Below are 12,955 nucleotides of genomic sequence, written 5' to 3'. Positions count from 1 at the left end.
CTAAAGAAGTGCGGAAGTAAAAATTTACGAAAGAGCATTATGTATACGTATGCTTTGTAGATCTACACTTTGCCACCCTTCTGTTAAGCTTTGCCTCCCTTCCATTACGTTTTGTCGCTCTTTTATTTCTTTTATTTCGTTATCGAATTTTGACATTAGATATTTAACATAACCAGATGTTAATGCTGTTGATGCAGATACAGCTATTGCTGCCGTAACAGATGTTAATGTAATTTCCATTGTCTCGGTTATAAAAAGCGTCGATGTTACAAAATTCCCTAACATGGCAACTAAGCCACCAACAACTACACTACCTTGAACTACTTTATTTTTTAAAAACCCTTTTATACTCTCTACCGTATCTTCTTGGTGATTTATAATGGCATAATACAAAGGAGTTTTCTGCAAACTATCTTTTTTATAAACATCTGCACCTCTGTCTAGTAGAGCATCTACTATCTCTAAATAGCCATTTTTAGCAGCATAATGCAAAGGAGTACTACCATTTCTATCTTTTACATGAACACTTGCGCCTTCAGCTAACAGAGCATCTACTACCTCTACATGATTACTTAAAGTAGCATAATGCAAAGGAGCACTACCATTTTCATCTTTTACATTAATATCTGCACCTGTTTTTAGTAGAACATTTACTACATCTATGAATTTATATATAGTAGCATAATGCAAAGGAGTACTACCACTTCTGTCTTTTACATTAACATCAGCACCTTTTTTTAGTAGAGCATTTACTACACCTACACATCTACTATAAACGGCATGATGCAAAGCAGTCTCTCTATTTTCATCTTCTACATGAACATCCGCATGCCTATCTAATAAAACATTCACTAAATCCTTACAGCTAGATGCTGCAGCTGCAATTAATAATGTAAATTCGGCATCAGGATCACTTTGGATGAATGTATGATTTATACTAAAATTTTTATTTTCCCACTCTTGATACGCTATTGTATCTTCCCTTCGCAATACCTCTTTTATTTTATTAATTACGTTATCTTTATTTACACTTGCATCTTTATCAATTGCACTTAATATCTTTTTCAGATTTTCAAAATCCATCTTTACCTCCTATAACTTTACGTTGCAGTTACTACACAATTACAAACAAAAGTAAACACATTTTTAGGAATTATTTAGAAAAAGAAACCACTGAAAAAGTCAGTAATTTACAATAAATAACTGATACATTTAATTGGAAGAAATATGTGATGTAACTATAGCAATTATAAACAACAACAGAAAAAACACGGAAGTAAAAAATTTATGTTGATCTTATCATATTTATTATTAGCATGATTATAAACATGGGAAAGCAAATACAAGTCAACTTATCTAAAAAATAGTGAGAGGGTCTTATCTGGCGCAAAATGGATGGCCAACCTTAGTGAAAATTATTTTGCATCATTGAATAATAACAGCATTAAACCAGCCAGCTCTATAAGAAAACTAATAGAGGCTTTTTTACTTGTTCCAATTATTATATCCAGTGCTATTACACTAGCATGTACCTATTTTTTTCTGAATGCAGTGAGTATTCAAAAATATGATTGCAGCTTTGAATAAGGGAAAAATTATGGCGCCTATGATTTTTGAAGGCTATTGCGATACAGACGTTTTTAATAGCTAGTTCAAGCTTTTTGTTGGGTGATTTTGGATAATGCAACTTTTCATAGAAAATAAGTGAATTTGTTAAAAGTGTCGGTGCTGAAGTTATATATCTGCCTCCATATTCTCCTGATTTTAATCAAACCATTGGTTTGTTATAAAAAATTTAGCCAGAAAGAATATTCAGCTATTCGAACTATTAGAAAAAGAGCTATAATTATAGACTCCGTATACACTATAACTAGACTTTTTTTTAAGAGGAATGATACAGAAGTTAGTACTAAGACACTAAACAGTTTTCAAAAATGAAAATTATACCTTAAAGCTGATTTTCATACAGTTCTTGCAAGCGATAGCACTCTCACTTCTCTTGCACCAGAGTTTAAAATTTCCTGAGAGCAAGACCTTGCGGTTGCGCCAGTTGTTACTACATCCTCAACCAATATCACGATTTTGTTTTTGATAATTTCGCTGTTACTTACTTTAAAAGTATTTTTCAAATTTTTTTCACGCTGTTTAAGTGAAAGACCAGCTTGAGATTTGGTGTGACGAATACGTTTTATTGCAAATGGTGTATAAGATAAATTAGATAAATTAGATAACTTACTTAATTCCTTCGCGAGCAACGCTGCTTGATTATATTTACGTTTAAATAAGCGTATTTTATGTAGCGGTATGGGAACTATGACCTCTGCATTTTGAAATATGTCTTTGTTAGTTTTGTACATCCACTTTGCATAGACTTTCACATAATTTAAATTATCAAAAAATTTAAAATTTATAATCATATTTTTGCTATGTTCATCATAAGCAAAAACTGATCTTAATACTTTAAATGGTGAAGGGTTACTGATGCATTTACCACATGTATCAATGTTATCTGGAATTACTACACCACAAACATTACAGTAATGCTTAGTTAAAAAATTGATTTTTTTATTGCATTCACTACATAAATCATAACTTTTATCAATTATACGTTCACAACTTACGCATACGTTTGGAAATATGAGATCTGTAGCTTTTTTTAATAAGAGAAGATTCATGAATTAAATATGTTAGGTATACCTTTTAAAATGCTCCTCATAACCTAATTATTAAGAAATAGTCGATACTTGATCCAATAAATATGTTTTAAGATACTTGCCTGTAACGCTTTTTGGAGTCTGTGCAACTTTTTCTGGAGTTCCTACAGCAACCACTTCGCCACCTTTTACTCCACCCTCTGGACCAATATCTATTATGTAATCAGCAGTTTTTATAACATGTAAATTGTGCTCAATAACTATAACAGTATTTCCTAAATCAACTAGCCTATGGAGTATTTTCAGTAAATTATTTACATCTTCAAAATGTAACCCAGTTGTTGGCTCATCGAGAATATACAATGTTTTCCCGGTAAATCGCTTTGATAGTTCCTTAGACAGCTTTATTCGTTGTGCTTCACCCCCGGACAACGTTGTTGACGACTGTCCAAGCGTTATATAGCCAAGCCCTACTTCCTGTAAAGAAATCAACTTTTCCTTTATCATTGGAAGATTTTCAAAAAAGTCACATGCTTGATCTATTGTCATATCAAGCACATCAGAAATTGATTTTCCCTTGTAAGTAACTTCCAATGTTTCTCGGTTATACCTCTGTCCTCTACATTGCTCACATTTCACATAAACGTCCGGTAGGAAATGCATCTCGATCTTTAAATGCCCATCACCTTTACAAGCTTCACATCTTCCTCCCTTGGTATTAAATGAAAATCGGCCTATATTGTAACCTCGTGCCTTCGACTCTGGAAGACCTGCAAACCAATTTCTGATGTGAGTAAACATACCAACATATGTTGCTGGATTTGATGCTGGGGTCCTACCAATTGGCGATTGATCAACTTCTATAATTTTATCTATATACTCAAGGCCTTCTATTTTGTCGCATTGACCATGCCTTGCAGATGAATGATTTATCTTGTGTGCTGAGTATTTATATAATGTTTCTATCACTAAACTTGATTTCCCTCCTCCTGATATTCCAGTAACACAAATAAAATTCCCTATAGGAAATTCAACATTTATATTTTTTAAGTTGTTCTCACAAGCATTAACTACCTTTATGAACTGAGTTGTTTGCTTTCTTCTTTTTGAAATTGAAATTTCCTTCTTTCCACTTAAATACTGTCCTGTTATGCTTTCTGAATTTTTTTGTACCTGATCTGGTGTTCCTTCTGCAACGATTTTTCCTCCATTCACGCCAGCTCCAGGACCAATATCAATCACATAATCAGCAGCCATTATTGTATCTTCATCATGTTCAACAACAATCACAGTATTACCCATGTCTCTCAGATTTTTAAGTGTGGTAATTAATCGATCATTATCACATTGATGAAGGCCAATTGAGGGCTCATCAAGCACGTATAGCACTCCTGTTAAACCAGAGCCAATTTGCGAAGCAAGCCTGATCCTCTGGCTTTCACCACCAGAGAGAGTGCTAGATTCACGGTCAAGTGTAAGGTAATTTAGCCCTACATTCTTTAAAAATGTCAGCCTTTTGATTATTTCGTTTAATATTTTATTTGAAATTTGCCTTTGTTGTTCTGTAAGTTTGTCTGATAAATTTCCAAACCACTTAAGGGATTCATCGATGCTGAGCCTTGATATTTCACCTATATGTTTTTCGTCAATTTTCACTGTAAGTGCTTCTTTTCTCAATCTATAGCCAGCACATTCTTTGCAGTCAGTAACAGAACAATACCTATCAATAAGTGATGAATCGTAATCCATCTGGCGTTCTAGGATACTGACCAAACCTTGAAATTTCATTTCTCTAGAGCCAAAAAGTATTAAATCCTTCACTTTTTGGTCTATATTCTTCCACGGAACATCAAGGCTAAATTTGCAATTTTCAGCCAGTGATAGAATTGCATTTTTTAGCAATCCATAGTTTGTATGCACTTGACGGAATATTGATCCAATTGGCTTTAAAGCACCTTCAGATATCGAGAGCGTTTCATCTGGCACTATTAGCTTTGCATCAACACTTAGTTTTTTACCGAGCCCATTGCATGAACTGCATGCACCGTAGGGGCTGTTAAAAGAAAACAATCTTGGCTCTATTTCTTCAAGAGTAAAGCCAGACTCAGGACATGCAAAATTCTCTGAGAAAGTTAAAGTTTGACCATTTTTATACTCGGAACTGTGGTTATCAGGTAAGTTCACTATTTCTGCATACATTAAGCCATGGCCTAGCCTCAATGCTGATTCTACACTGCTTGGTAGTCGATTTCCTATATCATCTGATATGGAGATTCTATCTGCAATAACAAAAATATCATGTTTCTTGTTTTTATCGAGTTTAGGCAAGTCATCTATATTGTATGTTTCACCATCTATTTTTAGTCTCACGTAACCCTGCTTTTTAATTTCCAATATCTCTTTGAAGTGCTCTCCTTTTCTGCCACGCACAATAGGAGCAAGTATATATATTTTAGTTTCTAAAGGTAATGCTATAATAGTATCTACAATTTGAGATACAGCCTGTTTCGTTATTGGCAACCCAGTTACAGGCGAATAAGGTATTCCCACTCGTGCATATATCAAACGTACATAATCGTAAATTTCAGTAACGGTTCCAACAGTTGATCTTGGATTTTTTGAGATCGACTTTTGATTAATTGATATTGCAGGAGAGAGGCCTGTGATTGACTCAATATCTGGTTTATCTTGAATATTAAGAAATTGACGTGCATAAGCCGATAGACTTTCGACGTATCGGCGTTGGCCTTCTGCATAAATCGTATCGAATGCGAGGCTAGACTTACCAGAACCACTTAGTCCAGTTATAACAACTAACTTATTTTTTGGTATATCGACATCAATACCCTGCAAATTATGCTCTCTTGCACCTTTAACTCTGATCATACTTCATGTACCTTTGACCATTACAGCCTCAAAATACATAAACTTACAACAACTTTCTACTAATTTTTTCAACTATTACGGAAAACGAGATAGCACAACTAGTGCAAAACATTTTGCCACACAACTATATAAACATCTGTTTTCGCCAAGTTAGTTCGTACAACAAATGGTGTCATAAAAGTATGTTTTCTACAATCTCATCAAAAACATGCTTACCAATTCTTGGAAACAGCAAATTTTATTTTATATAAAATATAGAATTTTGATAAATTTAACTTTTTTGTGAGATCATGCAGCGATAAAAATAAATTTAGAGGGAAAGGTTATGGCAATAGAGAAGGAGAAGTTTTTTGAAATAATAAATGAGGTAGGTGAAAGTAGCGATTTGGATGAAGATAATTTACTTGAAAAAATAAAGAATGAGTTAAAAGGAAAAGATGCAGGAGAGTACAACAAGTTTAGTAGAAATTTTAGTAAAGAACATCAATTTAGTATAAAAATTTCAGAAGAAGCTGCAGAAGATTGGACGTTGTTACATCTTGCTACAGCATGCAACAATATGTTAATAGTGGAACTTTTACTAAAAAAGAAAGCAAGTGTTAGCGCTCGAGTAAAAGATGGTTCTAAAAATGATGGACTAACTGCTTTGTATATTGCTACTTCTTGTGGACATGAAAGCATGGTAAAACAACTACTAAGTGATGATCGAGTGAATCCTTCATTAAAAAGTAAAAACAAGACTCCAAGGGAGGTGGTAGGTAATACAGAAAATAAGGGAGCGATAGTACAAATGTTAGAGGAAGCAGAAGAAAATCATTCGCGAAAGAAGATAAAAGGCTTTCACATCCAAGTTGGAGAAGGAAGTTGTGACCACTCATCTCAGAATGATAATATAACTCGAGTCAGTTCATTTGTGAATGGAATTACTGAATTAGGAAATGATAGAGAAAAATCAATAGCAGTGGAAATACAAATGTGGAATGAAAGAAGGAAAGAGAATAATGATAATATTCAGAGTGAGCAAATCGCTTCTCATTCTATTACTGGTGAAAGTGTTAGTAGTGACGACAGCGCTCTAGAGTCTGAGGCTACATTTGATACTTCTTCCTACTCCGAAATAAATCAAGACGGAGCAGCTAATGAAGTTGATGACCAAATTTTAGAAAGTCTGCAAACTCAAGTTCAGTTAGAAGATAGCCAAATTCGGAAGTTAGAAAAGTCATGTAAAGAATTAAAACATGTTGAGAAAGAATCAGAAAAATTAAAGAGTGACGTAGCTGAACATGAGACTCGGTTAGAAATACTTGATAAGCTCAGTGAAGAGAATCAATCACTAAAACAACAAATACAAGATCTAAAAAGTAAAAATACAACTCTTAATAGTGAATTAGAAAAAATAAAAGGTCATCACTCTAATGATTTAAATGAACATAAGATTAAGTTGGAAGAACTTAGCAAGCTCAACAAAGAGAATCAATCACTAAAGCAAAAAATAAAAGATATGGAAAACGAGAATACAACACTTAATAGTGAATTAAGTAAAACCAAAGCAAATAAAGTATTACTAAAAAAAACAGAAAAAGGACAACTGTCTTTCTTAAAAATTGCTTCTGTAAATTTTGTAACTATGTTGACAGTAGGTGTTGCCTTTAGTATAGCTTTCCAATTACCAATTCTATTGATGATTGCAACTTCTATGATGTCTTCATTAATAGTCAGTGGAGTTACATATGTAATATCAACGAAACCTAGTGAATTAAAAGAAGTAAGTATTCAAGGCTTGATGCAACATGATGTTTGTAAAACTTAAACTTGTGCACTTCCTGGTAATTTTGATATAGTTACTTCAGTTGAAATTTACAGATTTACAAATGGCAAGCTTAAGTGTAAGAGAAGCGTTATGCACGGCAATCAGAGAAGAAATGCAAAATGACCATGATGTATTGATCATGGGTGAAGAAGTTGCAGAGTATGATGGTGCTTATAAAGTAACAAAAGGATTACTGAAAGAGTTCGGAGAAAATAGGGTAGTTGATACACCTATTACCGAACATGGATTTGCTGGTCTTGCTGTTGGAGCAGCGTTTGCTGGGCTCAAACCTATTGTTGAGTTTATGACTTTTAATTTTTCTATGCAAGCTATTGACCAAATTGTGAATTCCGCAACAAAAACAAATTATATGTCAGGTGGACAACTTGGATGCCCTATAGTGTTTCGTGGACCAAATGGAGCTGCGGCAAGAGTTGCCGCACAACATTCTCAGTGCTTTGCATCTTGGTATTCGCATGTTCCAGGTTTGAAAGTAATAGCACCTTACTTTGCCTCTGATTGCAGAGGTCTGCTTAAAGCTGCAATTCGTGATCCAAATCCAGTAATATTTCTAGAAAATGAGATTGCTTACGGACATGAGCATGAGATTCCTGATTCTGAGCTATCAAATAAAGATTATCTACTTGAGATAGGCAAAGCCGCTATTATACGGGAAGGAAAGGATGTAACTATTACTGCTTTCTCATTGAAATTAATGGATGCATTAAATGCAGCAGATTTACTCTCTAGTGAAGGAATAGAAGCTGAAGTTATCGACCTCAGAACCTTAAGACCACTTGACACTGAAACAGTTATTAACTCTATTAAGAAGACCAATAGATTAGTAAGCATAGAAGAGGGTTGGCCATTTGCAGGAATAGGAGCAGAACTCTCAGCCATGGTTATGGAACAAGGATTTGACTACCTTGACGCTCCGGTTGTACGGGTAACCGGCAAGGATGTCCCCTTACCTTATGCTGCAAACCTAGAAAAGAAAGCATTACCACAAGTGGAAGATATAGTTGAAGCTGTGCACCAAGTCTGCTTTAGAAAGAAATAGTCCTATTGACTCTTTTTTTTATCTCCCGTTCCACATTCTTCCATAAAAGAGGCATTTGTAGAGTTTATACCACCCATTACTTTTATGACAATAGTTTTAGCGCCAAAAAACACAGCGCAAAATACACCGAGGGCGAAAAGAGCAGGCCACGGCATTCTACCAAATATTGCAAGTAAAGCTGCTCCTATTATCACTACGGTCATAAGCGGTCCACCTATTCCCCAAACGTAGCCAATAATATTACATATTACTTGAGCAGTTGTATCGTCATTAGAGTTAGCAGCACTTCCAACATGAGAAAAAGAAATAAATAATACTATAAGTAGAATACAAAAAACCTTTCTAATTGTAGGGTTCATCCCTATACCTTAAGTTTAAATACTATAATTATATCTAAAATAGTATAATTTTTAGTAAAACTAGCATTGTGATTTATACAATATTGCATAGCAAATGATGTCTATTGGTTATCAATCACTGTCAATTACTTGAGAGCTTATTTCGACTTTCGAAAAAGAGCAATAACACCCATGAGTAAAATTTCACATTACCACTTTTATGTGTTATGATAAGCTTAAATTTATAAAGAAAATAAAATTGAAAGAATTGAGAGAGAACCGGATAGCAAGAACGAGAAAGTTTTTATCTTCACTGTTTTTTTTGCTACTAATTGCGCTATCAATACGTAGTTTTTTATTTGAGCCATTTCATATTCCTTCTGGTTCAATGAAAAGCACTCTACTTGAGGGAGATTATATTTTTACTAGTAAATATTCATATGGTTATAGTAAACACTCTTTTCCATTTTCTCCAAACATCTTTAGCGGTAGAATCTTTTATACCCCTCCGGAGCGTGGTGATATAATAGTTTTCAAGCCTACAAGAAATGACAGCATTAGATTTGTTAAGCGGGTAATAGGAATACCGGGCGATAAAGTGCAAATGATAGAGGGGGAGTTATATTTAAATGATCAGAAAGTAAAGCGAAGACAAATTGAAAATTTTTTTGATTATGAGTCAAAGCGTAATATAGCAAGATACATCGAAACACTCCCGAGCGGCAAGGAGCATGAAATTCTAATAGATAATCTTTCTAATAAGTTATCATACAATACTCCAGTTTATTATGTGCCTGATGATCAATTTTTTGTTATGGGAGACAATAGAAATAATTCTTTTGATAGCAGGTTTTCTGAAATTGGGTTAATACCAACTGAAAATATAGTTGGACGCGTAAGCATGGTTGGTTTATCGTTTAAATTAGGCAAAGTTGATTGGTTGCCGTTTGATTTTAGGTTACCTATTGCTCTGAGATTTGACAGGGTACTTCACAAAGTTGTATGAACTCTATCTGTCTGCTGATTCGCATAATTCTAAAGCAGAGTTTTCTAACTCAGAGATAGCATTATTAATGTTGTCTAAGTCATTTTCCTGTAAAGCGTCTTTTGCGTTCTGTAGTAAAATTTTTAACTTTTGCTCAGTGGAAACATTTTCAACTAGATGTATGAGCTTGTTACCGTTAATTTTAGCCTCTGCAAGGGAACGAGCCTTCATGTCTTCATCAAAGTTACTTACTGACTGATTGACCATATCTTGAATATCTTCTTCATTTAAGCCAGAGCTTGAATTTATTTTAACTGTCTGTTCGACTCCAGTAGTTTTTTCTCTTGCAGTGACAGTCAATATTCCATCAATGCTAACTGTAAATCCTATTTCAACTTTTGCAGAACCTGCAGGCAATTGTGGTATACCTTTGAGTTCAAATCGTGCTAGAGATTTATTATCTTTTATCATTTCACGTTCTCCTTGACAAACGTGAATTTTCATTGCTGTTTGCCCGTTAGCGTAAGTTGTAAACTCTTTTATTTCTGAAACTGGTAGTGGTGTATTTCTTGGTATAATTTTTTCAACTATTCCCCCCATAGTTTCTATGCCAAGTGATAAAGGCAGCACATCAAGGAGAATATTCCTATCTTTTGAGTTTGAAGTTAAATAATGAGCCTGCAAAGCTGCCCCATTGGCAACTGCTTTGTCCGGATCCACATCATTCAGCACTTTATTGCCAAAGAGTTTGATTAGTGAATTTTGCACTAATGGCACTCTAGTTGCGCCACCAACTAAAATTACCCCTTTTATATCATCGATTTTAAGATCTATGTTGCTTATAGTACGAGTAACTATATTTATAGTCTTATTAACCAAAGGACTGATTGCTTGCTCGAATTCTTCTTTGGTAATTTTGCACTTAAATAATTCACCATTGATGCTGAATTCAAAAGTGCCAGAGGTATCTTCACTTAGGTACTCTTTTATAGCACGTATATTGCAGATACCAGTTTTAGTGTATGAATGTTGTAATTTGTAGGTAGTTGTATCAGATGGTGCAGTGCTTGACACTGGAATCCAGTTCTTATTATATAACTTTCTGGTGTGTTCACTTGCAATCAAACTTTCTGGATCCCAGTGTCGGAGCACTGGGATGACACTAGAGCATTTTTTATTTAAACCTACCTGTTCTCTATACTTTTCAAGCACGATTAAACTAAGTAGATGATCAAAATCATCACCACCAAGTTTAGTATCACCACCAACTGCAAGAACTTGAAACACTCCTTGATGTAATTTTAATATTGAAATGTCAAATGTTCCACCACCGAGGTCATAAACTGCATATATGCCACTGTTATTGTTCTTTTCAATGGAGTAAGAAAGTGCTGCAGCGGTTGGTTCATTAATGAGGCGAAGAACATCTATGCCAGCTAATTTTGCTGCATATTTGGTTGCGTTACGTGCTGAATCATCAAAATAAGCTGGTACAGTAATCACTGCTTTGTTAACTTTCATCCCTGTGAATTTTTTTACCCTCTTGCATAGAGTTTTTAGTATCTCAGCAGAGATCTCAATAGGAGTGAGATACTTTTCTTCTGAGCATTTTACCCTAATAACTTTTTCACTTTCGTTATCTATTTCACAATTGATACCTTCTTTATGCAAGTCTTTAACACTTTTACCCATTAAGCGTTTTATAGAGCAGATAGCGTTTTCGCCAACATCGTAGCCTACTTTTAGTACATCCTTTTCATATGAAATGACAGAAGGTAATAGTTCACGACCTTGCTCATCTTTAAATATTTCTACATTGCCAGCTTTATTTACCATGGCAATTAAAGAGTTAGTAGTTCCAAGATCTATACCAAAAACTACCTCATTTAAACTTGGTTCAGAAATTTGAACTGGCCGCATTTTCCTTTATCTCCTCAAATGACTTATATAAATATCTCAATCTAAAAACTTGCGTAGCAGCTTCATCAAAATTTTTTGTAGCAAAAGCATTAATTAGGTTTTTAGTACAATCTTTTACCTTTTCATCAATCATCCTACTTGCAAATTGTAAATCATCGCAGTCTAGAAAGTATTCTCTTATTTCCATTGATTCATTTAATATTTCAGGATCAAGATGCTCTTTTTTGCTTTTTACGTCAAAAAGATCCAACAAATGTTCGGCACGCTTTAGCGGTGACTTCAGTACCTGATAAGCTTTGTTGATATTTTCCATACTTTTGGACTCTCTTTCATTTATATCAGTTTTGCTTAGCTCAATATATTTTTTCTCCAGCTCATCAAAGCTGATGTTAAAAGCCGGTTCAATTCCAAATAATGTGAAATGGTTGCTAGACATGAAAACTCTCTCCACAACCACATTTTCCTTTCTCATTAGGATTTTTGAAAATAAAACCTGATGAGAATTTTTCCTCTACATAATCCATTTCAGAGCCAAGGATAAACATGATAGATTTTGGATCGATCAGCACCTTGACTTTTTGATCATCACTGCAGCTTTCTTCAATTACCGACTCCAAAGGACGAACATCATATGCATACTCAATATCATATTTTAAACCAGAGCATCCTTTTTGCTTAATTAGAACTCTTATTCCTATTGCTTCTTCAAGGTTAGCATGCTTCTTTTTGTCCAATAAAAACCTTACCCTCTCTACTGCATTTGCAGTTAGAGTGATAGGTTTTTTAACAGAATTTACTCCTTGAAATTCACTCATATTCCTCAATGTTTTTGTTTATTTTGATAATCATGAATAGCAGCTTTTATAGCATCCTCAGCAAGTACTGAACAGTGTATCTTTACTGGCGGCAAAGACAATTCTTCCACTATTTGAGTATTCTTTATCTTTGTTACATTCTCAATAGTTTTTCCTTTGATCATTTCTGTAAGCAAAGAACTTGAAGCTATAGCAGAACCACAACCAAAAGTTTTAAATTTTGCGTCTTCAATAACACCTTTATCGTTGACCTTTATTTGCAGTTTCATTACATCTCCGCATGATGGTGCACCAACTAAACCAGTACCAACATTTGGATCATTTTTATCCAGAGAACCAACATTCCTTGGATTTTCGTAATGATCTAAAATTTTCTCATTATAACTCATAGATTACCCGTAAACCATTACTTACATTATAACATATTTAGGTTAAAAACTAAAGTAAAATACACTAGCAAGCAGTACATTTTACTCACAAAATATAT

General features: G+C 34.2%; 11 protein-coding genes and 1 pseudogene. 4 read left to right on the top strand and 8 right to left on the bottom strand.

The genetic code is table 11. The features are described 5' to 3' along the window. Positions 1–24: 24 nt before the first annotated feature. The gene (locus ACQ4M0_RS00295) at positions 25–1,083 is read right to left on the bottom strand and encodes an ankyrin repeat domain-containing protein (protein ID WP_438456422.1); all 1,059 of its coding nucleotides are present in this window, start codon (positions 1,081–1,083) and stop codon (positions 25–27) included. Between the two features lie 481 nt (positions 1,084–1,564). Between ACQ4M0_RS00295 and ACQ4M0_RS00290 the strand changes: the two are divergent. After that, positions 1,565–1,846: pseudogene (locus ACQ4M0_RS00290) on the top strand (transposase); the annotation flags it as partial. Between the two features lie 115 nt (positions 1,847–1,961). On the opposite strand, the gene ACQ4M0_RS00285 reads toward ACQ4M0_RS00290, so the two are convergent. Then, complete coding sequence (locus tag ACQ4M0_RS00285) at positions 1,962–2,675, bottom strand: double zinc ribbon domain-containing protein (protein ID WP_438456421.1); 714 nt, start codon at positions 2,673–2,675, stop codon at positions 1,962–1,964. 51 nt (positions 2,676–2,726) lie between these two features. Continuing rightward, the gene (gene uvrA, locus ACQ4M0_RS00280; RefSeq protein WP_438456420.1) at positions 2,727–5,540 is read right to left on the bottom strand and encodes an excinuclease ABC subunit UvrA; all 2,814 of its coding nucleotides are present in this window, start codon (positions 5,538–5,540) and stop codon (positions 2,727–2,729) included. A gap of 325 nt (positions 5,541–5,865) precedes the next feature. Between uvrA and ACQ4M0_RS00275 the strand changes: the two genes are divergently transcribed. Continuing rightward, positions 5,866–7,350, top strand: a complete 1,485-nt coding sequence (locus ACQ4M0_RS00275) for an ankyrin repeat domain-containing protein (protein ID WP_438456419.1) — start codon at positions 5,866–5,868, stop codon at positions 7,348–7,350. Positions 7,351–7,411: 61 nt separating this feature from the next. After that, positions 7,412–8,410 (top strand): pyruvate dehydrogenase complex E1 component subunit beta, encoded by a 999-nt coding sequence (locus ACQ4M0_RS00270; protein WP_438456418.1) that lies wholly within the window; start codon positions 7,412–7,414, stop codon positions 8,408–8,410. A gap of 2 nt (positions 8,411–8,412) precedes the next feature. Here the strand turns inward: ACQ4M0_RS00270 and ACQ4M0_RS00265 are convergent, their stop codons facing one another. Beyond that, positions 8,413–8,769: a TrbC/VirB2 family protein gene (locus tag ACQ4M0_RS00265; RefSeq protein ID WP_007302624.1), complete on the bottom strand. Its 357-nt coding sequence runs from the start codon at positions 8,767–8,769 to the stop codon at positions 8,413–8,415. 199 nt (positions 8,770–8,968) lie between these two features. Between ACQ4M0_RS00265 and lepB the strand changes: the two genes are divergently transcribed. Continuing rightward, positions 8,969–9,754, top strand: a complete 786-nt coding sequence (lepB, locus tag ACQ4M0_RS00260) for a signal peptidase I (protein WP_007302623.1) — start codon at positions 8,969–8,971, stop codon at positions 9,752–9,754. 3 nt (positions 9,755–9,757) lie between these two features. Here lepB and ACQ4M0_RS00255 read toward each other — a convergent pair whose 3' ends face one another. The 4 genes from ACQ4M0_RS00255 to iscU are packed head-to-tail and all read right to left on the bottom strand — an operon-like array spanning position 9,758 to position 12,857. Further along, positions 9,758–11,653: an Hsp70 family protein gene (locus ACQ4M0_RS00255; RefSeq protein WP_019236960.1), complete on the bottom strand. Its 1,896-nt coding sequence runs from the start codon at positions 11,651–11,653 to the stop codon at positions 9,758–9,760. Beyond that, complete coding sequence (locus ACQ4M0_RS00250; RefSeq protein WP_007302621.1) at positions 11,631–12,089, bottom strand: iron-sulfur cluster co-chaperone HscB C-terminal domain-containing protein; 459 nt, start codon at positions 12,087–12,089, stop codon at positions 11,631–11,633. Before ACQ4M0_RS00250 ends, ACQ4M0_RS00255 begins: the two co-directional genes overlap by 23 nt. Further along, positions 12,082–12,468, bottom strand: a complete 387-nt coding sequence (locus ACQ4M0_RS00245; protein ID WP_006012614.1) for a HesB/IscA family protein — start codon at positions 12,466–12,468, stop codon at positions 12,082–12,084. Before ACQ4M0_RS00245 ends, ACQ4M0_RS00250 begins: the two co-directional genes overlap by 8 nt. Positions 12,469–12,473: 5 nt before the next feature. Further along, a complete protein-coding gene (gene iscU / locus ACQ4M0_RS00240; protein ID WP_007302620.1) occupies positions 12,474–12,857 on the bottom strand; it encodes a Fe-S cluster assembly scaffold IscU in 384 nt (127 codons plus the stop codon). Positions 12,858–12,955 lie beyond the last annotated feature (98 nt).

The sequence above is a fragment of the Wolbachia endosymbiont of Kerria lacca genome, assembly GCF_051602725.1.
Taxonomy (GTDB): Bacteria; Pseudomonadota; Alphaproteobacteria; order Rickettsiales; family Anaplasmataceae; genus Wolbachia.
The sequence above is the reverse complement of the archived record's forward strand: the minus strand, read 5'-3'. Positions and strand labels throughout refer to the sequence as shown.